Consider the following 25,211-nt stretch of genomic DNA (forward strand, 5'->3'; position numbering starts at 1 on the left):
CCTTTATCGGCCATCACTACAAGACCAATGCATTAAACTCCGGATGCCGCACAGACTTATTTTCCACGTTAACCCACAACAAAAATGAAAACCCACGATAAACATTCCCACAAAGGCCACGATCAAGATCATCCCGGCCATCATCAAGAAGCAGCACATCAACACCATGGCCACCACGATCATATGGTGGATGATTTTAAGCGACGTTTTTGGGTATCCCTGATACTTACCCTGCCGGTACTGGCCCTTTCCGAAATGATCCAACACTGGCTGGGTTTTGAGTTTACCTTTGCCGGAGACAGGTATTTGCTTTTTGGCTTGTCTTCAGTCATCTTTTTTTACGGCGGATGGCCTTTCCTGAAAGGTGCAGTGACAGAATTGAAAGGTTTAAATCCCGGTATGATGACCCTTATTGCCGTAGCTATAACGGTAGCTTATGTGTATAGTTCCGCTGTGGTTTTTGGGCTTGAAGGAATGGATTTTTATTGGGAGCTGGCCACCTTGATTGTCATTATGCTTCTGGGACATTGGATAGAGATGAAGTCGGTGATGGGAGCTTCCAGAGCTTTGGAACTATTGGTACAAATGATGCCTTCGGAAGCGCATCTGATGGAGGGAGATCAAGTGAAGGATGTAAAGATAGAAGAACTCAACAAGGATGACCTCATTCTGATAAAGGCAAATGAAAAGATCCCCGCGGACGGGATCATCGTGGAGGGAGAGAGTTATCTGGACGAAAGCATGCTCACGGGGGAGAGCAAGCCGGTGAAAAAAACAAAAGGCGACCAAGTCATCGGAGGGTCGGTGAATGGAAGCCAGTCTTTTAAAGTAAAAGTATCAAAAACCGGAAAGGAAAGTTATCTCAGCAAAGTGATCCAATTGGTGGAGGATGCCCAGAAAACCAAATCCAAAACACAAAACCTGGCCGATATAGCGGCAAGATGGCTCACTTTTATCGCTATTGGTTTGGGCACCCTTACCCTGGTGGTGTGGTTAACTATGGGAGAACGCATGGATTTCGCGTTGGAGCGCATGGTGACGGTGATGGTTATCTCCTGTCCCCACGCGCTTGGCTTGGCCATTCCATTGGTGGTGGCCATTTCTACCGCCGTTTCTGCAGGGAAAGGCTTGCTTATACGCAACCGAACGGCCTTTGAAAACGCCAGAAAGGTGACGGCAATGGTATTTGATAAAACAGGTACCCTTACGGAAGGAAAATTCGGAGTCTCCAGGTATGAAAGCCTCATGGAGGGGCTTGACGACGATGAACTGCTGGGGTCGGCGGCGGCTTTGGAACAACAATCGGAACATCCTATTGCTCAGGGTATCGTGAAAGCGGCCAAGGAAAAAAAAGTGCCTTTGAAGAAAACCGAAAAATTTGAAGCACTTACAGCGAAAGGCATCCAGGGTAGAATTGGAAATGAAAATTGGAAAGTTGTCAGCCCGGGATATTTAAAGGAAAAAAATGTAGCCTATCCGGAAAATGCCAAATCGGATGAGGCTGAGACGATCGTTTTTGTTTTCCGCGAGGATGAATTGGCAGGATTCATAGCCCTCTCCGACAAAATCCGCGAGGAAAGCCCCCAAGCAGTACAGACCTTAAAGGAAAATGGGATAAAGCTGTATATGGCTACAGGTGATAATGAAAAAACGGCCAAAGCGGTAAGTGAAAACCTGGGTTTGGATGGATATTACAGTGAAGTGCTGCCTCACCAAAAAGTGGAGATTATCGAACAGCTCCAGGGGGAGGGTCATTTTGTGGCCATGACGGGTGACGGGGTCAATGACGCGCCGGCATTGGCCAAAGCGGATGTGGGCATTGCCGTAGGCTCGGGAACCGATGTGGCCGCTGAAACCGCGGACATTATTTTGGTCAACAGTAATCCAAGAGACATTGTCAGCTTGTTGTTGTTTGGAAGGGCCACCTATAAGAAAATGATCCAAAACCTGGCATGGGCGACGGGATACAATGCGGTGGCGTTGCCTCTGGCTACCGGATTTATTCCCGGGTTGATCATCAGTCCTGCGGTGGGTGCTATCTTCATGAGCCTGAGCACAGTGATCGTGGCCATCAATGCCCAGTTGCTAAAGTATAAAATCAACAAATAAGAAAACAAAGCGATGGATCCATGTTGCTGATGAGAAGCAGCAAATGAAATGTTTTGCCCTCTTCCACTGTCTTTCTGATACCTGAGACACCACAGGTAAAATAGTCTGGACATGGGACAGAAAATCAGGATTTATAGTCTATTTTTGACCATACAGTACTGATATTTAAGTGAAGATGGTTCCATGCTGGGTATTATAGGTTGCCGTTTTTGTTTCCCTTTTTTGGTGGGTTTTCTATTTCACAATGTATCCATGAAAGCTTCTGAAAGTTTTCAGGTTGAGGCGTATTTGGATAAGGCAAAGGGTTACCAATACGAGCAGAAGGATTCTGCCTTGTATTTTGTCAGAAAAGCCATGGAACTGGCGGATCCGGAAGACTATGGGATGATGGCCAGCATAAAGAACCGCAAAGGGGCGGTATATTATATTTCCGGCGAATACGACCTTTCGCTCCGGCACTATGTGGAGGCACTGGAACTGGCGAAAAAAGGAGAGGACAAGCCAGCGGAAGTCACCGCCTTAAACGGCCGGGGCCTGATTTATTTGGCCGATAAGGATTTTGAGCAGGCCATAAAAGTCTGGAAAGACTGTTTGCCCATTAATATGGAGCTTTCCGACAGTGTTTCCCTGGCCATCAATCACTTTAATATCGGGATAGCTTTTGATGAGCTAAAAGCGTATGATTCGGCCATTTACCACCTTCAGGCCAGCCTGGATTTTTTGGAAACAAATAGGGGGGATATCGTTAACTTGATGGCCAAAAACCGGATGGCCAAGGTTCACAGTTCACTTTTGCAATATGACAAAGCCATGCAGCTGTATCAGGAAGTGCTGGATGCCAAGGATTTACTTACCAACTGGGAAAGTACTTTCGCTTATACAGGGATGGCGGAGGTCGCTTTGGAGAAGGGAGAGATAAAAACGGCTTTGGAATATGGGCAACTGGCTTTGAAAATGGCCGAAGCGCATGGTGGCAATTGGGATATGGAAAGGATAACCCATGTCATGGGAGAAATTTATGAAAAAGCAGGTGAATTTTCGAAGGCGCTTTATTTTACCCGGATGAACAAAGCTTATCATGACAGCCTCTACAATACTGCCAAGAACAGACAGATTTCCCGCTTGCAGCTCGAACTCTCACATGCCGACAATGAAAGACTCAGGGCAGAAAAATCAGTGGCAGAACACCAGATTCGGCAGCATTACAGGCTGACGATTTTTATGGTTTTGGTAGTGGTGTTTCTTTTTACCCTTGTTTATTTTTATCGGAAAAACCTGCTGCTGAAGGAACATTTCAATATTGAACTCGGAGAAAAAAACAGATCGATTCAGCAACAAAACGAGATGATCGATAAGCAAAATCAGCTTTTGAAAGAGATCAACCAGACCAAAACCAAACTGCTTTCGATCCTGTCCCATGATCTCAGGTCTCCGATGAATTCGATCAAACAACTTCTTATGCTCCAGCAGGAGGGGTATTTTACGGAAGTGGACAGAGAAGAAGCCATGGCACTCCTTCACGAGCAGGTAGAAAATACGGAAAGAATGTTGAACAACCTGCTCCAATGGGCCAATAAGCAGACAGATGGCATGGAGGTTAATCCCGAATCTTTTGATATGACAGTAGTAGTGGATGATTTGGTGACTACGTATGGCTTTCAGACCAAAGCCAAGCGGATCAAAGTGATCCATTCCCGGCAAAGTTTGCCTGAGGTTTGGATGGACAAGGCCCATTTTCAGATCATTGTTCAAAACCTGCTGGGTAATGCTGTCAAATTCACACCGTACCATGGTGAAATAAGCTTGTTTTACACACCGATGGCGCATAAAATTCTATTTCATATCAAAGATAGCGGAGAGGGAATCGATGATGTCGCGCAGGACATCATCTCCGGAGTAGGGAATCAAAGGATGCTTTCCCAAGTGGGTACGGCAAATGAGACCGGGACCGGGTTGGGATTGTTGCTTGTAAAGCAATTTGTGGCTTTGAATCAGGGAGAGATCGATGTGAGAAGCATTCCGGGGTCAGGCACGGAGTTTATTCTTGGTTTTGGAATTTCCGAAAGGGGATGACTTCCGGAAATTCCATTCCAGTGAAACATTTATCTTACCGGATATACCAGACTCCCGAATCGTTCTACGATGGATTTTTCTAAAGCTTCCTGATGTTCCGGTGCAGCTATTTTTTTGAGTTCGTAAGCCCGCTGTCTTAGGTTCTTGCCATATAGATAAGCCACGCCGTATTCAGTTACCACATAATGGACATGTGCCCTGGTGGTGACGACACCTGCTCCCGGCCTTAAAAAGGGAACGATTTTCGACATGCCGTTTTTGGTGGCGGCCTTTAGCGCCATGATGGGTTTTCCATCATCGGAAAGAGCGGCCCCCCGCATAAAATCCATTTGGCCACCTACCCCCGAATAATGGTAACTTCCTATTGAGTCCGCACAGACCTGTCCGGTGAGGTCGATTTCCAGGCAGGAATTGATAGAAACCACTTTTGGGTTTTTTCGGATAACAGCGGTGTCGTTAACATAGGCAGCTTCATGGAAAGAAAAAACGGGGTTATCGTTGATGTTGTAGTAGAGTTTTTCCGTGCCTATGGCAAAAGAAGATACGATTTTTCCGGGGTGTTTTTTCTTGTATTTGTTGGTAATTGCACCGGTCTTAAGCAGATCGATTACGCCATCTGAAAACATTTCTGTATGAATACCCAAATCCCTGTGCTGGGTAAGTGATTTGAGCACCGCATCGGGGATTCCGCCGATTCCCATTTGGAGGGTGGAGCCATCTTCAATCATCTCTGCTATATAGCTGCCTATTTTATAATCAGCGTCATCCAATTTTGCCGCATAATTCACTTGTGGCAGGGGTTCGTCCACTTCCACAGCCGCAAAAAAGGAATTGGAATGAATCAGGCTATCCCCATGGGTGCGGGGCATTTGTTTATTGATCTGGGCAATTATGAATTTGGCGGTTTCCACTGCCGGCCTGGCCACATCCACAGAACTGCCTAAAGAGCAATAGCCATGTTGGTCCGGAGGTGACACCTGTATGAGGGCCACATCTATCGGAAGTATGTTTTTACGGAAAAGCCTTCCGATCTCACTAAGGAAAATGGGGACATATCCACCTTGATCACTGTTGACGGCTTTTCGGACATTTTCGGAAACAAAGAGAGAATTGATAAAGAAACTGCCTCTACAATCCGCACCAGTGAGCGGCATGTCACCTAAGGTAGTAATGGCCACAATCTCCACATTTTCCAGTTCTTCCTTTCTTTCAGTCAAAGCCTGAAGCAATACCGAGGGGGTGGCGGCACTGCCGTGAACAAAGACTCTCTGGTGGCTGTTGATGATTTTTACAGCCTCCTCGGCGGTTGTGATGTTGATTCGTTGGTTCATTTTTTCAGAAATATTAATTTATAAAGTTCGGCTATCCAAAATACAAACGAAGAGAGGAATACCCAAAATAGAAACTCCATCGCTAGAACCGGTTGAAAGTCAAATAGTTCCGCCATCGCAGGAACCTCGATGATCAGGACTTGTATCACCACTGAAACCAGCAGGGCATAATTGACCCAGTTGTTGGAAAACAAACCTATTTTGAAAGAAGATCCCCTGAGGTTTCTCATGTTTAAGACATTGAATAGTTGGGTAAAAGCCAGCACTATGAAGACGATGGTCCTGGCTTTTTCCAGGCCTTCGGGCAAATAATAGACAAAAGCCCCTATGGCCAGAGCGGTCATGAAAAAAGCATTGATGACCAGAAAAGGCACTATGTTTTTGTTTAGGATGTTTTCTTTTGGAGTTACGGGCGGGAGCAGCAGCTCATTTCCCTGCCCCTTTTCCGTAGCCAATGCTTTGTCGCAGAAGCCATCGGTGACCAGGTTGATCCAGAGGATCTGGGTGGCGGTCAGGGGCATGGGATAACCCATGCCTACTGCCAGTATCAGGGTGGTGATTTCTGCAAAATTGGTGGTGACCAGGAAGAAACTGGTCCTTCTGGCATTGTTGAAAACGATTCTTCCCTGTTCTACGGCATTGACAATGGTAGCAAAGTTGTCATCAGCAAGCACCATCATGGAAGCGTCTCTTGCCACGTCAGTTCCCATGATGCCCATGGAAACGCCTACATTGGCCTGTTTCAGTGCAGGCGCATCATTGACACCGTCACCAGTCATGGCGACCAACTCCCCGTTTTTTTGCAGCGATTCGGCAATTTTCAATTTCATAAGCGGCGTGAGCCTTGAAAAAACATCCGCTTCCAGAACCGCTTTATCAAAAGTACTCGGATCCATGGCCTGCAATTCACTGTCAGTATAGACTTTTTCCCTGCCCGGTTGTACTATTCCTACTTCTTTGCCGATGGCGAGGGCTGTTGCAGCGTGATCTCCCGTCGCCATGATCACCCTGATTCCGGCCCGATGACAGTCTTCCACAGCTTTTTTCACTCCTGGACGGGGTGGGTCCATCATGCCCGCCAATCCTATAAAAACCAGATCCGAATCCGGTTCTTCCTGGTTTTCGAGCGTTTTCAAGGCAAGGGCAAGAACACGAAGGCTTTCATGGGACCAATCCCTCAGGTGTTTTTCTATGATAGCCAAATCCTCTTCTCCGATGGCGCCTGTTTCTCCACACCTCTTTTTTATAAATGAGGTCCTTCCAAGGATGGATTCCGGAGCTCCGATATAAACTTTCATCAGCCTTCCATTCCATTCTATGATAGTAGCCCGGTATTTTAGTTCCGAGCTAAAAGCAAAGTCGTCAACGATTTTCAGATTCCTTTCTGTGTTTCCTTTTTTTGCCAATACCGAAAAGGCGGCTTCCGTGGGGTCTCCTGTGACCTTGTATTTTCCTGATTCATCCCGGTGCACAGAAGATTTATGGCTATGCGCGGCGATTACCAGCAGGTCTTTCAGGCTTTCAAGGTCTTCCCCTGAACCGATCAGCTCGCCACGGTGATCCCAGCCTTCTCCGGTCACCACGACTTCTTTTCCCGGCGCTCCCCACACTTTTTTTATGGTCATGGTGTTTTGTGTGAGCGTACCGGTTTTATCGGTCACAATGGTACTGACAGAGCCAAGACTTTCCGTTGCGGAAAATTCACGGATAATGGCATTTTTGCGGGACATTCTGTATGACCCGATGGCCAAAACGATCGATAAAACCGCCGGAAGCCCTTCAGGAATGGCGGAGACCAGGGCGGCAATAGAAATCAGCAGCACTTCTGAAATATCTGCCTCTTGCAGGAAGTATCCGACCAAAAACAGCAGCACGGCACTCAGAATGGCAATGATGGCCATTTGTTGGGCAAGCTTGTCAGACTTTATTTGAAAATTGGTTTTTTGAGGGGTAAGGGTTTTTAAGGTAGCGGCTATTTCACCGATTTGCGTGTTCAACCCCGTACCTGTAACCCACGCTTTCATGCTTCCACTGGCCAGAAAAGTACTTTTCCAAGTCATATTAGCGCGTTCGGCCACGGCAGTATTTTCATCAATGGGTGCGGTGTGTTTCTCTACAGGAACGGCTTCCCCGGTAAGGGAAGCCTCCATGCTCCTGGCATTTTTTTGCTCCACTATCCGGGCGTCAGCGGGAATCAGGTCCCCTTCCTCCAGCGCGAGCAAATCTCCCGGAACCAAGTCTTTGGAATCTATGGTCAGGAGTTTTCCATTCCTGATGACTTTGCACCGCGGGACGAGGAGGCTTTTGAGGGCCTCCACCGCTCCTTCCGCTTTGTATTCCTGTACGAACCCGATGACGGCATTGATCACTACGATGGCCAAAATCACATACACATCAATATGGTGACCGGTCAAATAAGATATAAGCGCGGCCAAAATCAGGATGTAAACCATTAAGTGCTTAAACTGCTTCAGCAGAATCTTCCACGCTGGTTTTTTCTTAGGGTCAGGGATTTCATTTTTCCCAAACTTCTTCAAACGTTCAGCCACTTCATGATCCGAAAGTCCGGACATGGAGGTCTGGAGGATTTCCTGGGTTTCTTGTATGGTTAACCGATGAGGAGCGGGAGGGATACTGATCATTTGTTCAGTGCATTCTTGACCATGATGAATTCAGCAATGTTTTCCTGGTCAAGTATACCCATGAAAAGGTTGTCTTCATAAACCAAGGCAACTTTCCTGTTTTCTGCTGCCATCCTTTTGAAGGCTTCTTCCAACGGCATGTGAAGGTCCAGTTTTAGTGGGCCGGGCGAGAATACTTTCTCTATTTCGATGGAGTCATCCCCATCTCCCAGGCCCTTGATGATTTCATCCCTGCTTAAAGTGCCAAAAGGCTCATCGTTTTTTACTACCACAAAATGAGTGGCCTGGCTATCCAGCAGCTTTTCAACAGCTTTTTTCAAAGGGGCATCAAATGCCACAATGGGAAATTTTTTCATCAAAGCATCCCCGACAAGATAACCTTTCAGGAATGAGCTTTGACGGATATGGTTGACCTCAGCCTGAGCACCCAAAAAAACAAAAATACCAATCAAAACCAGGATGGGGTTATAAAACAATCCTAAAAAGACAAAACCTATTGCCAACACCTGTCCGATACCTCCAGCTATTTGCGTGGCTTCAACACGGGACATTCTGATGGACAATAAAGCCCTGAGTACCCTGCCCCCATCCATGGGAAATGCAGGAAGCAGATTGAAAAGCGCCAAGAACAAATTGGCAGATGCCAGATACAGGAGAATGGTGCTGCCATCCAAATGGGGCTCCTCAATGGCTTCAACATCAAAGCCGGAGATGTATACAACGAATCCTAAAAGAAGAAAAAGGACGATATTGACCAGAGGGCCTGCCAATGCGACGTTCAATTCCTGTTTAGGGTCTTCGGGCAGTTTTTCCAGTCTGGCCAGGCCTCCTATAGGCAGTAAAATGATGTCCTTGGTTTGGATCCCGTATTTTTGAGCGGTGAGGGCGTGACCGAATTCATGGAGAATTACACAGAAAAAAATGGAAAGTATAAACAACAGCGACCAACCTGTGTCTCCTATATCCACCCCGGATCTGGTGTTAGCGATAATGATCCACAACAGTAAAAGGGAAAAAGTCCAATGAATGAATACTTTTATTCCTTTATATTTGCCTAAATACAGTGAAAACTTCATGTCTGATAAGTCATTGGGAACACAAAAATACTTTTAACCTTCTAAGTAAAAATATGATTTAGCTCATGTTTCTCAAAGACTTTTGATAGATAAATTCTTTAATATTTCACTTTATTCTGTATTCCAAGCCTTTGGCCAGGCAATTAAACTGATAGAAGCCCTGTTTTTTGAAATATCATTTCATGGATAATGTTTTTTTGGAATTTTAGTAAAATATAATTTTGCGAAAACCCGGTACCGATCCAATTTTCCTAAGGAATGACTATATTTGTATGGGAGGATGGGGAGTGAAAATGAAGGGCTTTGCCATGTTGATACATTTATTGCAATTAAATGCAGAAAAGATATATTCCCAAAAATAAACTGAGAATTGCCACAGCCACTTCGCTCTTTGATGGTCATGATGTTTCGATCAATATCATGAGAAGAATCATTCAGGCATCTGGCTGTGAAGTGGTCCATTTGGGGCATAACAGATCGGTGGAGGAGATTGTTCGATGTGCCATACAGGAAGATGTCCATGCCGTGGCCATCACATCTTATCAAGGGGGGCACATGGAGTTTTTCAAATATTTGTATGACACGTTGGCAGCAAACGGCGCGGGTCATATCCGGATTTTTGGCGGGGGGGGAGGCACCATTTTACCTTCAGAGATAATGGATCTGCATGCTTATGGAATCAGCCGCATCTATTCTCCCGATGATGGCAGGAAACTTGGGTTGCAGGGCATGATAGATGATCTCCTTGAGAAAGCCGATTTTGCATTAACGGACAAGTGGCAGGAGTCCTCTGTAAAGGATCTGGCTGATGACCAAAACCTGGCCAGATTGATAACCGTGGGCGAAAACCTTCCAGCCTCCATGACACATTTGTCTTCATTGCTGGCTTCCCAGTCGGAGAAACGGAAAACAACCCCGGTCCTGGGCATTACCGGGCCAGGGGGGGCAGGTAAGTCATCTGTAATGGATGAGTTGATCCGCAGATGTTTAGAAGGCGACGACCTCATCAGGATTGCCGTATTGTCCGTAGACCCAACAAAAAGGAAAACCGGGGGTGCCTTGTTGGGAGACAGAATACGGATGAATGCCATTCACCACCCGCGGATATACATGAGATCCATGGCCACCCGAAGGAGCAACCTGGCCCTGTCGGAACATGTGGGTTTTGCATTGGAGGTGTTCAAAGCGGCCGGTTTTGACCTGATCATTTTGGAAAGTTCCGGGATCGGCCAATCTGATACGGAAATAGTTGATTTTTCTGACTATGCTTTATATGTAATGACTCCCGAATACGGAGCAGCTTCCCAGTTGGAAAAAATAGACATGCTGGATTTTGCAGATTGGGTGGCAATAAACAAATTTGATAAGCCTGGAGCGGAGGATGCCCAAAGAGATGTGAAAAAGCAGTATAGGCGGAACCGTCTGCTTTGGGATGTTGAGGATGAACAAATACCTGTTTTTGGAACCATTGCTTCGCAATTTAATGATCCCGGCATGGATAGGCTGTATGAGGCACTTTTGGAGAAGTTGCCTATTCAACAGGAACCAAAGGCTTTGACGCGGTCTGCGGCTTCGATGCACCCCTCCTCGGTATTCAAGATCATTCCTTCCTCAAGGATACGGTACCTGGAAGAGATCGTCATCTCCAATAGGGGATATGATCAATGGGTGGAGAACCAAAAGGACATCGCCCAAAAACTTTACTGCATCCAAAAAACGATGGAGGTATTGCAGGAGCAGGATGCGGAAGGCCCTGTTCTCGCCCAATTGAAGGACAGTTACACCAAAGCTGAGGAAGCCCTGGATCCCCAAAATCTGGAATGGTTGAAAAACTGGAAATGTCTGGTCAAAAGATATAAAGAGGACGAACACAAATATAAGGTCAGGGATGAGGAGCTTTCCATAAAGACTTATTCCACGTCACTTGCCCACAGCAGGATACCCAAAGTGGCCCTGCCTAAATTTGAAGCCTGGGGGGATCTGCTAAAGTGGAGTCTGAGGGAAAACGTTCCCGGAGAGTTTCCATTTACAGCGGGAGTGTTTCCTTATAAAAGAGAGAATGAAGACCCGACAAGGATGTTTGCTGGAGAAGGAGGTCCGGAGAGGACAAACAAGCGCTTTCATTACCTTTCAAAGGGAATGCCCGCTACCAGGCTTTCCACGGCCTTTGACTCCGTTACATTATACGGGGAAGATCCGGACATCAGGCCGGATATTTACGGTAAGATCGGCAACTCCGGAGTGAATATCTGTACACTTGACGATGTGAAAAAGCTGTATTCAGGTTTCGACCTTTTTCATCCGGGCACTTCGGTATCGATGACCATCAATGGCCCTGCCGCTATTCTCACTGCTTTTTATCTGAACGCTGCGATTGATCAGCAATGTGAAATATATATCAAAAACGAAGGGCTTGAATCCGAAATCCGGAATAAAATCGCCGGGATTTTTGCGGAAAAGGGATTGCCCGAGCCTGCCTATCAGGGAATCCTTCCTCCGGGAAATGATGGTCTGGGGCTGATGTTGCTTGGGATTTCCGGTGACGAGGTTTTGCCGGAAAGCATTTTTCAGAAAATCAAAGCCCGAACCTTATCACAAGCAAGGGGGACGGTACAGGCAGATATCTTAAAGGAAGACCAGGCCCAGAATACCTGTATCTTCTCGACAGCGTTTTCACTGAAGCTGATGGGGGATGTGCAGCAGTATTTTGTTGACCATAAAATCAGGAACTTTTATTCCGTATCCGTATCCGGTTATCATATAGCGGAAGCAGGAGCCAATCCCATTACCCAGCTGGCTTTGACTTTATCCAATGGGTTTACCTATGTGGAATATTTTCTATCCAGGGGAATGCACGTCGACGACTTTGCGCCTAATTTGTCTTTTTTCTTTTCCAATGGCATTGATCCGGAGTATGCCGTTATAGGCAGGGTGGCCAGGCGGATCTGGGCAAAAGCAATGAAGGTGAAATACGGAGCCAATGAAAGGTCGCAAAGACTTAAATACCATATCCAAACCTCCGGCCGCTCGCTTCATGCCCAGGAAATAGATTTTAATGACATTAGAACTACCCTACAGGCCCTTTATGCAATTTATGACAACTGCAATTCGTTGCACACCAATGCCTTTGACGAGGCCATAACTACGCCTACCGAAGCCTCGGTGAGAAGGGCGCTGGCCATACAGCTGATTATCAACAAAGAGCTTGGATTAGCGAAAAATGAAAATCCACTTCAGGGATCTTATATTATAGAAGAATTGACAGACTTGGTGGAAGAGGCGGTCTACCGGGAATTTGAGAGAATCTCGGAGCGGGGAGGGGTTCTGGGGGCCATGGAAACCACCTATCAAAGGTCTAAAATACAGGAGGAGAGCATGTATTTTGAACATTTGAAACATAGTGGAGAGTATCCCGTAATAGGGGTCAATACTTTTCTGTCATCCGAAGGGTCGCCCGTAGTTGTGCCTAAAGAAATAATACGGTCTGATCCGAAGGAAAAGGAAAACCAGATTGCTAATCTGGCTGTTTACACGGCAAAAAACCAGGAAAAGTCGGAAAGGTATCTTAAAATCCTTAAGCGTTCGGTCATTCAAAATGAAAATATATTTGCTTCCTTGATGGAAGCGGTCAAATATTGTTCGCTGGGGCAAATCACCCATGCCTTGTATGAAGTAGGTGGGCAATATCGGAGAAACATGTGAAAAATTAAAAAATATTGTTAATCAAATTTATTTTATTATTTTAAAAAGCGAAATGTCAAAAAAAAATATTACCCTCAGAATGAAGGCTGATTATGAATATGAATCAGTCAATGCAACAGGAAATACAGTGAATATCGATATGTATAACGGTCCTGAGAAAATGCACCAATCCCCCATGGAATTGTTGCTTTCCGGGCTGGCCGGTTGCTCAGCAGTGGATGCGGTTTTGATGATGAAAAAAAAGAGAAGAAAGATTGAAGATTTTAAAATAGAAGCGGAAGGAATCAGGAATGAGGGGATTCCGGCTTATTATAAAAGCATTCACCTCAAATTTGTCTTGACTTCTCCTGACGCCAGTCTGGAGGAATTCGATAAAGTGGTAAAGCTGGCGGTCGAAAAATATTGTTCCGTGGCTTCTTCACTGAAATCCGAAATCACCTATTCTACAATGGTAGTGAGATCCGCATGAGAGTGATAAAAGAAACTGTCCGGAATGATATTAGAATAAGTCTGTTTTCCTGGAACAACAAATACATTATCAAGTTTGAACAGGGTGGGGTGGAACAGACTTTTAAAGTAGATGAAACGGAGATTGCTGCGGAAAAAGACTTGGATTCTTTATTTGAAGGCGAATTTTTCGAAAGCGTTAAGAAAAGATTTCATGAAATGCAAAAAACATTAAGAAATAGTCTGGAAAATATTTAACTTTACTTGAATTTAAATATTCGAAGATGAAATGTTTTTTTTTAATAGTAATTTGTTGGTTATTGGTTTCTTCGGCTTGTCAATCAGAAAGAAAGGAGGGGCCTGTAACCCATTTTTATTTTTTGGATTCTATCATCCGCAACATTGAATCTGAACTGTTGCCTTTGGAAAGGGAAATCGAGGCGCTTTCGGGCTACTCGGCCGATTTGTTTGAAAAATCAGACAGTCTTGTCCCTTTGGTTGACCCCGCCAAATACATCATGAATGACAGTGGTTTTTTTTATAATCCCAATCCGGACAATGATGAAAGCACTGTTTTCGTTTCATTTGCGTCTACCGATCTGGAGAAATCCATTAATGAGGTATATATCACGGAATTGATGGATACCGAATTTAAGGAAATCATCAACAAATACCCCATGGTTTCGCAAGTGTATTATAATTCTGCAAATCAGTTTTCAAGATTGTATCCGCCCTATGATTTGCTGAATACGTTGGACTTAAAAGTTGACGTAACGGGATTCAATTTTTACTATCTTGCAGATGAGGTACGCAATCCATCAAAGAAAAGCGTGTGGGTTGAAGAAGTTTATATTGATCCGGTAGGAAGAGGATGGATATTGTCTTTGATCCATCCCGTGTACCATAACGAGGAGTTGCGCGGTGTGTTGGGAATGGACATAACCCTTACTGATTTTATGAGTATTTTCTTGGACCGATATGATAAAAAGATGCTTATAATAGACAGTCAGGGTACCATTGTAGCAGGAAATGTCGGTGCTATAGAGGCTTTAAGCATGCCTCCTTTAAAAAACCATACTTATATACAAACCATCATATCTGACAATTTCAGAAAGGAAGATTTCAATCTTTTCAAAAGCAAAAGCAAGGAAGTACGGCGGATGGCCTCTAAGTTTTTGCTGGAAAAGGAGAATTTTTGGGAATTTGAAATGACGGGAAAACGTCACGAGGTCTATTGCCGGCAAATGAATATGTTGGACTGGTATTTACTGGACATCCATGACTGATTTTCTAAGCAAACGGAGAAACATTAAAAACAGGACTGAGAGGTTTTGGTGGTTAATAGGCTTAAGTATGGCCTCCATTATTTTTACATTTTTTTTGGCGGTATTGTTTTACAATTCTTTATCTAAAAACCTCATTGAATACCGAAAGCTTTTTTTGAACAAGCAGGTGGAACTGGCGGCCAATGAAGTGCAACGGAACTATAGTAATCTTTATGATGATCTTATTTTCTTCGCAAATAACCTGGAGGACAAAAGCGCCCAAATTTCGGACCATCAAAACGGATTGATAGACGAAGCAAGAATACGAAGATTGCTTAATAATTACCTGTCCCTGCTGGATACGGTATTCATTGAAACAGGTAACCAAACTGCCTATTATCATGTCTCCCCGACAAATTATTTTGTAAGTAAAATAGTACCAAGGAACCTTTCTGACATATCCTGTGGGGAATGTTTGCATGTTACTTCCAACGGGGGAAAAGTCAAGATGCTCATTATGATGGATTTACATAGCTTTTTCTGGGAACACTTGAGCAATTATTATTTGGGACCCGATAATTACAAACTGTTGTATGAAAATGGGGAGCTGACAAATATTTCTTATTACCAAAAGCAGTCAGAGGTAAGTTTGGATAAGGGCCTTTTTGAGCAAATAGAGAGAGAAATAGAAGGCGGATTGCGAGGGGAATATGAAGGGCCGGTGAAAATCGGAGATGAACAGGCCTCTAATGCAATTTTGGTTCAGTATCCTTTTTCGCTCGCATACCTGGACAAGAATCTTGCGTTTGTGTTTTTTCAAAAAAGGGCAACCATCATCTCCGGGATATATGGCAATTACTTTTACCTGTTTGCTGCACTTTTTGGTTTGCTGTTTCTGGTGATATTGTTTCTTTCGAAATATTTCAAGATCACGAGTGAGAACAATCGTTTGCTGGAAAAGAAATCCAGGGACCTCGACCAATTGCTTAGACAGCAAACCATGTTGTTACAACAGTCCAAAGGGTTTATATACTATCGGGACAAAAACTGGAAATTGTATCAGGTCAGCGAAAACGTGGAGGATGTATTGGGATACTCGGTAAAAATGTATGAGAATATGCCTTCTGAGGATTTTATGGTAGACGATTATGAGGCGTTTCAAAAGGCGGTTGATGATGTAGTGCGCAAAAAAAAGGATTATTATTACTACGAGACCAACGTAGTCAGACAAGATGGACAAAAAATCAGAGTCAGGCTGTTTGAAAAACTATTCTATGATGAAGAGGGGGCATTTAAGGGGGGAGTAGGGATATGTACGGACATCAATGACAAGTACCTGGCGGATCAGGAGCTTATACGAAGCGAGAACCGTCTGAGGTCAGTGCTGAAAAGCTTGCCTGATATCATCTATATCTATAACAATCAAGGAGAATTTTTGGATTATTATCTCCAAAATGAAGATTTGTTGGTAGAGCCGCCCCATAAATCCCTTGGCAAAAACATTAAGGATATTATAGGGCCGGAAGGTGGCGAAAAGACAATGAAAGCCTTTCAAAGGGCGTTGAAAAGCGGGAAGATGCAGACGGAGGAGCTGGATTTGCTCTTGGGCATAGGAAGAAGGTATTTTGAGGTAAGGTTTTTTAAGCTGGATGAAACCAGAATAATGTCAGTGGCAAGAGACATTACCGGACAGAAATTATGGGAACGGGGATTGCGTGAAGCCAAGGAAGCGGCGGAAAACGCGAACAAGGAGAAATCCAATTTTCTGGCAAACATGAGTCACGAAATCAGAACACCTTTGAATGGCCTTTTGGGGATCGTAGGTTTATTGGATAAAACCGAATTAACCACAGAGCAAAGAAATTTGCTCTCGATTGTGTTCGACTCCGGTGAATCACTGCTTAATATTGTGAATGACATATTGGATTACTCCAAAATAGAAGCTGGTAAAATGGAACTGGATTTTTCCCGCCTCAGCATCAAGTCCGAAATAGAGCGGATCATTAATATTTTCTCCGGAATGGCCATCGACAAAAACATCAGTATCAATTTGGATGTTGATCCCGACGTTCCGAAATACATAGAACTGGATAAAGAAAAGCTTAGCCAGATATTTTTTAACATTATAGGCAATGCAGTGAAATTTTCCAGAAAAGGAGGTACCGTACAAGTGTCTGTAAAGTGTGAATCAGTCTTTATAGAGAACGTTATCCTTAACTGTTCAGTGCAGGACAATGGTATGGGAATAGCAAGGGATAAGCTTAATCAACTCACGAAACCTTTTACTCAGGTTGGATCCACAAGCAATGTGGATTATAAGGGGACAGGTTTAGGATTGGCCATTGCCAACAAGTTGATAGAATTAATGGGTGGGGTTTTGCAGATAGAGAGTGAACTGGGGATCGGGTCGGTATTTTCTTTTACCATTATAGGCAGAACCTGCGAAGAAAAGCCGGAAAAAAAATTGCCTGAGGAGATTAAAGATGACAGCGTGGAACTTGAAAAGATGGCCGAGGAATATCCACTTAAAATATTATTGGCCGAGGACAATGAGATCAACCTCAAGTTTATGGTAATGTTGCTGGGACAAATGGGATACACGGTTGATGTGGCAATAAATGGTCTTGAAGCGGTGAAGATGGTGGAGGAAAATACTTATGATCTGATTTTTATGGATAACCAGATGCCAGGCATGAACGGTATGGATGCTACAAAATATATCCGTAATCTTAAAAATGGCAAATCCGTCACTATCATTGGTCTTTCTGCCAGTGTGTTTAAAGAGGATATTGAGAAGGCATTGAGTATAGGTATGAACGGTTACCTCACCAAGCCGGTGAAAATAAATGAAATTGTTGAAAAAATCAGAATCTGTTCGCACGAGTTGGCAGGGAGGTAAACTGAACGAACTGTTCTTCTGTTAATTGTATTTTTCCAGGTTCAATCCCATGCTTATGTATTTATGTATTCATATTTTTGTGTCCAGGCTAAAAGCTTCAAGGTAATCGGCAACTTTTTTTACAAACATTCCCCCTAAAGCTCCGTCCACTACTCTGTGATCATATGAGTGGGATAAAAACATTTTATGTCTGATGCCAATCATATCTCCCGTTGGTGTTTCGATTACCGCGGGTTTTTTGACGATGGTTCCAACAGCCAAAATGGCCACTTGAGGCTGGACAATAATGGGTGTCCCCATTATATTCCCAAAAGGACCTACATTGGATAGGGTATAGGTGCCTCCCTTCAGTTCATCAGGATTTAGTTTCAGGTTCCTAGCCCTTAAGGCGAGGTCATTGACTTTTTTGGATAAGCCGGAGAGACTGTACTGATCCGCATTCTTGATTACCGGTACAATGAGGTTGCCGTTTGGAAGGGCTACTGCGATACCTATGTTTATCTGCTTTTTCTTGATGATTTTGTCTCCTTCCACGGAGATATTGATCATGGGGTAATCTTTAAGGGCTTTGGCGATTGCTTGCACAAAAACAGGGGTAAAGGTGATGGCCTCCCCTTCTTTTTTCAGGTATTCATCCTTGATCTTGTTTCTCCAAACCACAATATTGGTGACGTCGGCTTCAACGAAGGAGGTGACATGTGCGGAAATATTTTTTGAGTCCAGCATTCGCTGGGCTATCATCTTCCTCATCCTGTCCATTTCGATGATTTCATCTTCTCCACTGATTTGTATTTGAGCAGCAAGGCCTGTACCCAGGGTCTCTTCAGAGGAGTTGATGGATTTTTTATGTTCAAGATAGGCAAGGATATCGTTCTTCGTCACACGTCCTTCTTTGCCGCTTCCGGGGATTTTAGAGAGTTCCTCCTTGGCAATACTTTCTTCTTTTGCGATACTCAACACCAGCGGAGAATAGAAACGTTCATCTTTTACCGGGGCGTCAGTATAAGAAGTTGGTTGGGAGGAAACCAGAAGTGATGTGTGTTCGGGTGCTGCTTGCAGTACGTCTGTTTCCTCCGCTGTTTCTTCTGATGTGGGAGGGGTATCGTGGTATTCCATACGGGTGGAAATTTCCTTTTCCACTTCGATAAGGGCGATGGGTTTGCCCACTTCAACAACCTCACCTTCATCAGCAAGGATTTTTTTTAGGATCCCAGAGTGTATGGCAGGCACTTCTGTATCCACTTTGTCTGTGGCCACTTCCAAAACAGATTCATCCTGTTCTATTTTGTCCCCTTCTTTTTTAAGCCAGGAGAGAATGGTTCCCTCCATTATACTTTCCCCCATTTTGGGCATAACCATTTCAACTGTCGCCATAACCAATTGTTTACTTCTGTTTTATCCTCTGACATAAAACTAAATTTTAGAATTTAGTTTGCAAAAGGAATCTGTCAAAATTTTATTCAGTTTCCTTTAAGATCGTCTGTCTCAATAAATTTAATGCAGCGGTTGCCGTTAGTTGGATATTGACCATCCTGTCTTCGGTGAGCTGTAGTTTCCTGGTAAAACAACCGTCCGTACTGCTGCAAGCTATCCATACCAGTCCCACAGGTTTATCGGCGGTGCCACCCCCTGGTCCGGCGATTCCACTGCTGGACAGCCCGAAATCGGCCTGGAATTTTTCCCTGACCTTCGTCGCCATTTCTATAACGGTTTCTTCGCTTACTGCTCCATGATTAATCAATGTATGTTGCCGGACACCCAATACGTTTTCTTTAAAGGTGTTGTGGTAGGGAACTATGGCACCGTTAAAATAATCGCTGGATCCCGCAACACCGGTAATAAGGTGGGCTATATACCCACCTGAGCAGCTTTCAGCCAGGGCCAGCTTCTTTTTTCTTTGATTGAGAAGTTGCCCTATTACCGTAGCAAGGGTATCTTGGTTGTAGCCATACACATATTTAGAGATCAAAGGCAATAACTTTTCAACTTGTTTTTCGACGTCATTCGCCAAGGTGCCTTGATCGTTTCCGGTAGCTGTAAGCCGTAGCCTTACCTCACCCAAAGAAGGCAGGTAGGCCAGTTTTATATGGGAAGGCAGAGAGGATTCCCAGTCGCTGATCATATCCGATAACCAGCTTTCTCCAATGCCCACTGTCTTGATCATTTTATGATAAATGATCGGTAAGGGGAAAATATCTTTTATTTTTGGGATGACAAAGTTTTCCATAAGATACCTCATCTCATGGGGGACACCTGGCATGGACATCCACACCTTTCCGTCTTTTTCGAACCACATTCCCGGTGCTGTGCCTACCGGGTTGTGTACATACGTGCATTTTTCGGGCAGATAAGCCTGCTGTCTGTTTGTTGATGTTAATTCCCGCCCTCTTTTGTTAAAGAAACCCTGGATGGCCTCCAGGGCTTCTGGTACCAAGACCAAATCACTTTGAAAGTATTCCGCAAGCAGCGGCTTGGTTAAGTCATCCCTGGTAGGGCCCAGCCCTCCTGTCATCAGGATGATGTCTGCTACTGACGCTGAAGCAGCAAAAGCTGCCAAAATGGACTTCCTCTCATCACCCACGGTGGTGCGCCTGATGACCTTTACTCCAATACCATCCAACTGCTGACTGATCCAGTGGCTGTTGGTATCCTGGATTTGTCCGTAGAGCAGCTCATCTCCAATGGATAATATTTCAGCTGTGATGTTTCTTTGCATTTTTTCTGATATAGGTCACAAAAGCATGGTCGAACTTGTTTTGGTCATCCTTTGGGACGTGCTCCCGGGACTTAATCTGCCATTTCTCCCTATCAAACTCAGGAAAAAAAGTATCTGCTTCAGGTAGGGTTTCAATTTCAGTAATGATCATTTCATCAGCCAGAGGCAAAGCCAGTTTGTATATTTCAGCCCCTCCGAGGATAAATATCCGGTCCAGTTCTTTGGATTTTGCGATGTTGATGGCGTCCTCGATGCTATGTGCTACATACTGTCCCGGGGGAGGAGTGAAATTCTTGTTTTTTGTAACAATGATATGGGTCCTTCCCGGCAAGGGCTTTCCCAAGGACTCAAATGTCTTCCGCCCCAGGATTACGTGATGTCCGGAAGTGGTTTTTTTAAAATGCTTCAGGTCTGATGGCAAATGCCAGGGAAGTCTGCCGTCTAAGCCGATAGCATTGTTTTTTGCCTTCGCTACAATGATCGATATTTTCAATTACTACAATTTTTAAATGATAGAAAAGAAATCCCCGGCAATATAAAAATTATCTCGCATGCATCACATTAGGATAGTCTTCCATTGAAAATGTATGGCTTTTGTTTTTATCAATTTCGGTGAATGTAAAATGAGAACTGCTCTGATCCTCCTTGCTTACAAAATGCATTTCCAGCATGTTGCCTTCCGGCAGATCGTTAAAATATAGCTGGTTATTGTTTCTTATTTTTTGGGTAACCAAGGGGCTGTTTTTCCCCCAGAAGGATTCCAATCCTTCGATAACGCTTTGGCTTACCCAATAAGATCCTTCAAACTCATCTCCTGAAACATGGTATTCATCACAGGTGTACCCTAATATATTTTTGGTATTGCCTGTTTTTTCAAATTTGTAGTCGTTTAGGCCAATGACCTCCTGTTCCGTTTCCTCGGTATTTTCCATTTCCATAAGGTTGTTCCAGTCTAATGAAAAGGCCAGACTGGACCTCTCTCCCTCGCTTTCCAATAACATAATGGTCGCGTTGTTTTTATGATCAAAGATCATGATGGTTCTTTCCTGGTTTTTGGAATTTTCTTTATCTATAAATTCCATGCCGTAGTGATTGCTGTTGGAACTGAGTAAGTAATGGATGTGTACAGGGTCGATGGTTTTGCCATTGGCTTCTGTTCCGGTGATCTCCATAATGGCCAGCCCTGAGAAATCATAGGCGCTTTCGGTATCCACGTCCGTATTAACGGACGCTAAAATCTTACTGAAATCATACCCTGTTCCTTTTGGACTCCCTGCCGGATCTCCATATAGATTTCCAAAAGCTTTTTCCAACTGCCTTTGGGTGGCCTTTTCTACCTCTCTTTCCACCCTTTTTTCCACCGCCCTGGAAACCCCTTGTTCAGCGGCGTTTTTTAACCTTCTCATAAGTTGTGCCTCAACTTCCGAATTACAAAAAAACAATGAAACTAAAAGAAAAACAGATAAAGTTTTCATATTGCCCTATATTTTAAATCTTGGCTTAAGTTATGAAATTTAAATTTAATACCCTAAAAGATGTTTTTACGTATGTAAAAACAATTATATTTCTAGGATGTATTCAATGATTCCTGCATTTTTTCCTTTGGGACGGGTGACAAGCATGGGTACTTTGTCGTTTCGTTGGATAAGGCGTTCGGCAAGGCTCCCTATAAAAAGAGCCGTGGCCGCGGTCCGTCCTTTTACACCGATAATGATCATATCTGCTTTGATATCCAATGCCTTTTGGATGATGTCATCTGTTGGATCATCATCTTTGTCCATGGTATATATCGGATTGATGTTTATTCCTTTAGTATCTATTTTTCGAATGAACTTTTTATAGTTGACCTCGGCATGGGTTTGCATGATGGAGGAAAATTCCTCAAAGGATTTACCGGTAAAATGGTATCCGGACGGTACGGTAAAGACATTTTGACAGATGATTTCTCCTTTTCGGCCGTTTTTTTCAGCGATTTCAATGGCCTCTTCTATGGCATCCTTTGCGTAGTCCGAAAAATCACTGGGGACCAATAATTTTTTGGCTTTTGGAGAACTGTTCTCCGGAACAATAAGGAGAGAGCAGGACGCACGCCTGGCTAGCCGCTGGGAGAGTACTCCGGTGCCTGGAAGGGTGATCTTCCGGCCGACCAGAATGATGTCTGCGGATTTATCGTTAGCAAGTTTCAGGATTTTTTTTGATAACTGGCCTTCCTTTACCACAAAAGACATATTGGTGGACAAGGACTTGTCAAAATGTTCCTCCACCGTTTTTTTCATCTGGTTTTTCCGTTCCTCCATCATGTTGTCAATTAGATTAGGGAACTCTTTCAGCACATCTTTTGGTATGGAGAGATTACGGATGACATTGGTAAAGTAGATTTTTTTTGACTGGTTGATGCTGGCGATAAAGGCGGCAAATTGCACCAACGTTTTGTCCATTTCCGTTTGATCCAGGCAAACAATGATCTTTTTGGTTTGATACATTCTCGATTTATAATTAGTTCCTGATTAAAAAGCTTTAGGGTTTCCGGAATCACTTTCAAGCCATTCGGAAAATTTAATATAATGAATAAATTGATTACAAATATAAGTTATTTGTTGTTTTTTTAATCAGACCAAATGTAAAGTCTAATAATAGAGGAGGGCTGCAAATGTTCTTTCCATGTGTATCGCATGCCCGGCAGGTAAACCCGGTGGATTTGAGGATTCTCACAATCTATTGTATATTTGCATAGAGTTCGGATCAGCGACATGTTCAAACTTCACAAGTTGATTAAAATGCCGAGTGAAGCTTTATTTCAAAACCAGGCCTCATCCTTCATTGAAGGACCTCGGTTCCAAAAAAACCAGGTTAACAGTGGAAGGTTGCGATACTAAAGCAGCTCAAATCCTGTCATATCGGAGGTTTGTAACACTCCAAGATCCGGGCTCATTTTAAAAGGACTCCTTAAGGGAAACAGTGTTTACCCGAAGGAGTCCTTTTGGTTTTAACGAATGGTTTTTTCCGAATGCTAATAAAGCATCCTGAACCGGATGGTGCCTTCAATGCTTTTCAGGTCCTCTATTACTTTGTTGGAGTAAGCCTTGTCGATATCCGTAATGACATATCCGATTTTTTCATTGGTCTTAAGGTATTGCCCAACAATATTGATTTTGTGCTCCGCCAATATCTGGTTGATTTTTGCCATAATGCCCGGTTCATTCATATGGATATGGATCAGCCTGTGCGCATCCTGCAAAAAGGGAAGCTGGATGTTCGGAAAATTGACGCTGTTATAAGTGTTTCCTGTATTGATGTATTCTATGATCTTGCCAGGAACAAACCGTGCGATGTTTTCCTGGGCCTCCAGCGTACTGCCGCCGATATGGGGCGTAAGGATGGTGTTGGGTAAACCGATCAGTTCAGACTCAAACGGTTCGTCGTTGTTTTTTGGTTCACTGGGGAAAACATCAATGGCAGCGCCGGCAAGATGCCCACTGGATAATGCATCTCTCAGGGCGGGAACATCCACCACATGCCCTCTGCTGAGGTTGATCAGGTAAGAGCCCTTTTTCATCATCTTAAGCCTCTTCTTGTCTATCAAAAGCTTGTTTTCTTTTCTGCCATCCACATGCAGGGTAATCACGTCGCAGGTGTTCAGCAGTTCCTCCAGAGAATCTATTTTAGTGGCATTCCCCAATGCCAGTTTTTCCAATACATCATAATAATAGACATCCAAGCCCATATTTTCTGCCAAAACGGATAATTGTGCCCCGATATTTCCATAACCGATAATCCCCAGTTTTTTTCCCCTGATCTCGACACTCCCGCTTGCTGATTTGTTCCATTTTCCCTGATGCATCAGCTTGCTTTTGTCTGCGATGTTGCGCATCAGGAAAATGATTTCCCCAATTGCCAATTCCACCACGGACCGGGTGTTGCTGAAAGGGGCGTTGAACACGGCTATCCCTTTTTCCTGGCAGGTATCAAGGTCAATCTGATTGGTGCCAATACAAAATGCACCGACTGCAATGAGTCTATTGGCGTTTTCCAGCACCTTTTTGGTGACTTGGGTTTTAGACCTGATCCCCAGCACCGATACTGTTTTGATTTTTTCGGCCAGCTCTTCCTCAGAAAGTGCAGAACTGATCACCTCCACGTTATATCCTTCCTCCCTCATCAGCTCCACCCCTATGGGATGTACATTTTCAAGGAGCAATACATTTATCCTGCTTTTGGGGTAAGAAAATTTTTTGTTCATCTTATTTATGTATAGGATTTCATCCAGACTCGGTGCGATGTGATCTGCCTTGGAAGATACAGTAGGACGGTTTATATTTTCGGTAAAAGCATAGAATTTATTGGCGACACCGGAGGCTTTTATTTCATAATCGGTATATCCGTCTCCTATGACATAGATATCCCCCTCCAATTTTAAATTTTTGATGGTTTCAGGTTTTCCGTTGTTTTTGGAAAGCGGATTATTCTCATTGAACCCGATAATTTTGCCGTCTTCACCATATTTGAGTTCATTGGCAAATACATTTTCCTCTTTAATGCCATATGCAGTGACGATAGGCACGACGAAATCCTTAAACCCGTTTGATATAATGTAGATGTCTTCGGCATTTTCCCTGAGAAACTCCTTGTTTCTCTGAAAGGAGTTGGAAACCTTCTCTTTTAAAACGGTCACCAATTCAGCTATCTGGGACTTGTTGGCATTGAGGATTTCCACTCTTTTGACCAGGCTTTCCCTGAAAGTCAGGGTTCCCTCCATGCCCTGGTCCGTAATGTCCTTTATAGCTTGAAGTTTTCTTTCTTTTTCAGGATCATCATTCAAGCTGATTTCTCCCAATATGTCCAATGCTTCTACTTGTGTAAAGGTACTGTCAAAATCAATTACGAATTTCTTTGTGACGGTCATTTTTTGGAGCTGTTTTTTTATGAGTTGCAAAATTAATAGATTATCAAT

At 43.9% G+C, this 25,211-nt stretch carries 16 protein-coding genes; 7 read left to right on the forward strand and 9 right to left on the reverse strand.

The features are described 5' to 3' along the window. The first annotated feature begins 84 nt into the window (after window positions 1-84). Complete coding sequence (locus ACFPFU_RS14600; protein ID WP_377065511.1) at window positions 85-2,109, forward strand: copper-translocating P-type ATPase; 2,025 nt, start codon at window positions 85-87, stop codon at window positions 2,107-2,109. Window positions 2,110-2,361: 252 nt separating this feature from the next. Continuing rightward, window positions 2,362-4,182 (forward strand): tetratricopeptide repeat protein, encoded by a 1,821-nt coding sequence (locus tag ACFPFU_RS14605; RefSeq protein ID WP_377065512.1) that lies wholly within the window; start codon window positions 2,362-2,364, stop codon window positions 4,180-4,182. Between the two features lie 29 nt (window positions 4,183-4,211). On the opposite strand, the gene ACFPFU_RS14610 is transcribed toward ACFPFU_RS14605, so the two are convergent. The 3 genes from ACFPFU_RS14610 to ACFPFU_RS14620 are packed head-to-tail and all read right to left on the reverse strand — an operon-like array spanning window position 4,212 to window position 9,231. Continuing rightward, window positions 4,212-5,513 carry an acetyl-CoA hydrolase/transferase family protein gene (locus ACFPFU_RS14610; RefSeq protein ID WP_377065513.1) on the reverse strand — a complete coding sequence of 434 codons (1,302 nt, stop codon included), beginning with the start codon at window positions 5,511-5,513 and terminating at the stop codon, window positions 4,212-4,214. Continuing rightward, window positions 5,510-8,155 (reverse strand): cation-translocating P-type ATPase, encoded by a 2,646-nt coding sequence (locus ACFPFU_RS14615; protein ID WP_377065514.1) that lies wholly within the window; start codon window positions 8,153-8,155, stop codon window positions 5,510-5,512. The genes ACFPFU_RS14610 and ACFPFU_RS14615 overlap by 4 nt, the downstream gene beginning before the upstream one ends. Next, entirely contained in the window at window positions 8,152-9,231 is a 1,080-nt protein-coding gene (locus ACFPFU_RS14620; RefSeq protein ID WP_377065515.1) for a site-2 protease family protein, read from the reverse strand. The genes ACFPFU_RS14615 and ACFPFU_RS14620 overlap by 4 nt, the downstream gene beginning before the upstream one ends. Window positions 9,232-9,564: 333 nt before the next feature. On the opposite strand from ACFPFU_RS14620, the gene ACFPFU_RS14625 reads away from it, so the two are divergent. From ACFPFU_RS14625 to ACFPFU_RS14645, 5 genes are read left to right on the forward strand one after another with little or no spacing between them, the layout of a single operon-like run. Beyond that, a complete protein-coding gene (locus tag ACFPFU_RS14625; RefSeq protein WP_377065516.1) occupies window positions 9,565-12,933 on the forward strand; it encodes a methylmalonyl-CoA mutase family protein in 3,369 nt (1,122 codons plus the stop codon). Between the two features lie 52 nt (window positions 12,934-12,985). Then, window positions 12,986-13,402: an OsmC family protein gene (locus tag ACFPFU_RS14630; protein WP_377065517.1), complete on the forward strand. Its 417-nt coding sequence runs from the start codon at window positions 12,986-12,988 to the stop codon at window positions 13,400-13,402. Beyond that, window positions 13,399-13,638, forward strand: a complete 240-nt coding sequence (locus tag ACFPFU_RS14635) for a hypothetical protein (RefSeq protein WP_377065518.1) — start codon at window positions 13,399-13,401, stop codon at window positions 13,636-13,638. Before ACFPFU_RS14630 ends, ACFPFU_RS14635 begins: the two co-directional genes overlap by 4 nt. A gap of 26 nt (window positions 13,639-13,664) precedes the next feature. After that, complete coding sequence (locus ACFPFU_RS14640; RefSeq protein WP_377065519.1) at window positions 13,665-14,666, forward strand: cache domain-containing protein; 1,002 nt, start codon at window positions 13,665-13,667, stop codon at window positions 14,664-14,666. After that, complete coding sequence (locus tag ACFPFU_RS14645) at window positions 14,659-17,544, forward strand: response regulator (RefSeq protein WP_377065520.1); 2,886 nt, start codon at window positions 14,659-14,661, stop codon at window positions 17,542-17,544. Before ACFPFU_RS14640 ends, ACFPFU_RS14645 begins: the two co-directional genes overlap by 8 nt. Before the next feature lie 69 nt (window positions 17,545-17,613). Here the strand turns inward: ACFPFU_RS14645 and ACFPFU_RS14650 are convergent, their stop codons facing one another. The 6 genes from ACFPFU_RS14650 to serA form a co-directional block, all read right to left on the reverse strand. Continuing rightward, window positions 17,614-18,918, reverse strand: a complete 1,305-nt coding sequence (locus tag ACFPFU_RS14650) for a dihydrolipoamide acetyltransferase family protein (RefSeq protein ID WP_377065521.1) — start codon at window positions 18,916-18,918, stop codon at window positions 17,614-17,616. Between the two features lie 82 nt (window positions 18,919-19,000). Further along, the gene (locus tag ACFPFU_RS14655; RefSeq protein ID WP_377065522.1) at window positions 19,001-20,260 is read right to left on the reverse strand and encodes a competence/damage-inducible protein A; all 1,260 of its coding nucleotides are present in this window, start codon (window positions 20,258-20,260) and stop codon (window positions 19,001-19,003) included. After that, the gene (locus ACFPFU_RS14660) at window positions 20,238-20,753 is read right to left on the reverse strand and encodes a dihydrofolate reductase (protein ID WP_377065523.1); all 516 of its coding nucleotides are present in this window, start codon (window positions 20,751-20,753) and stop codon (window positions 20,238-20,240) included. The genes ACFPFU_RS14655 and ACFPFU_RS14660 overlap by 23 nt, the downstream gene beginning before the upstream one ends. A gap of 49 nt (window positions 20,754-20,802) precedes the next feature. After that, window positions 20,803-21,666: a DUF4412 domain-containing protein gene (locus ACFPFU_RS14665; protein ID WP_377065524.1), complete on the reverse strand. Its 864-nt coding sequence runs from the start codon at window positions 21,664-21,666 to the stop codon at window positions 20,803-20,805. Window positions 21,667-21,819: 153 nt separating this feature from the next. After that, entirely contained in the window at window positions 21,820-22,743 is a 924-nt protein-coding gene (locus ACFPFU_RS14670) for a universal stress protein (RefSeq protein ID WP_377065525.1), read from the reverse strand. Window positions 22,744-23,270: 527 nt separating this feature from the next. Next, window positions 23,271-25,163 carry a phosphoglycerate dehydrogenase gene (serA, locus tag ACFPFU_RS14675; RefSeq protein ID WP_377065526.1) on the reverse strand — a complete coding sequence of 631 codons (1,893 nt, stop codon included), beginning with the start codon at window positions 25,161-25,163 and terminating at the stop codon, window positions 23,271-23,273. Window positions 25,164-25,211 lie beyond the last annotated feature (48 nt).

Source organism: Negadavirga shengliensis (assembly GCF_042652345.1).
Lineage (GTDB): Bacteria > Bacteroidota > Bacteroidia > Cytophagales > Cyclobacteriaceae > Negadavirga > Negadavirga shengliensis.

Coding starts and splice junctions, on each gene's coding strand:
- ACFPFU_RS14600 (WP_377065511.1), top strand. CDS start 85: ATGAAAACCCACGATAAACATTCCCACAAAGGCCACGATCAAGATCAT.
- ACFPFU_RS14605 (WP_377065512.1), top strand. CDS start 2,362: ATGAAAGCTTCTGAAAGTTTTCAGGTTGAGGCGTATTTGGATAAGGCA.
- ACFPFU_RS14610 (WP_377065513.1), bottom strand. CDS start 5,513: ATGAACCAACGAATCAACATCACAACCGCCGAGGAGGCTGTAAAAATC.
- ACFPFU_RS14615 (WP_377065514.1), bottom strand. CDS start 8,155: ATGATCAGTATCCCTCCCGCTCCTCATCGGTTAACCATACAAGAAACC.
- ACFPFU_RS14620 (WP_377065515.1), bottom strand. CDS start 9,231: ATGAAGTTTTCACTGTATTTAGGCAAATATAAAGGAATAAAAGTATTC.
- ACFPFU_RS14625 (WP_377065516.1), top strand. CDS start 9,565: ATGCAGAAAAGATATATTCCCAAAAATAAACTGAGAATTGCCACAGCC.
- ACFPFU_RS14630 (WP_377065517.1), top strand. CDS start 12,986: ATGTCAAAAAAAAATATTACCCTCAGAATGAAGGCTGATTATGAATAT.
- ACFPFU_RS14635 (WP_377065518.1), top strand. CDS start 13,399: ATGAGAGTGATAAAAGAAACTGTCCGGAATGATATTAGAATAAGTCTG.
- ACFPFU_RS14640 (WP_377065519.1), top strand. CDS start 13,665: ATGAAATGTTTTTTTTTAATAGTAATTTGTTGGTTATTGGTTTCTTCG.
- ACFPFU_RS14645 (WP_377065520.1), top strand. CDS start 14,659: ATGACTGATTTTCTAAGCAAACGGAGAAACATTAAAAACAGGACTGAG.
- ACFPFU_RS14650 (WP_377065521.1), bottom strand. CDS start 18,918: ATGGCGACAGTTGAAATGGTTATGCCCAAAATGGGGGAAAGTATAATG.
- ACFPFU_RS14655 (WP_377065522.1), bottom strand. CDS start 20,260: ATGCAAAGAAACATCACAGCTGAAATATTATCCATTGGAGATGAGCTG.
- ACFPFU_RS14665 (WP_377065524.1), bottom strand. CDS start 21,666: ATGAGAAGGTTAAAAAACGCCGCTGAACAAGGGGTTTCCAGGGCGGTG.
- ACFPFU_RS14670 (WP_377065525.1), bottom strand. CDS start 22,743: ATGTATCAAACCAAAAAGATCATTGTTTGCCTGGATCAAACGGAAATG.
- serA (WP_377065526.1), bottom strand. CDS start 25,163: ATGACCGTCACAAAGAAATTCGTAATTGATTTTGACAGTACCTTTACA.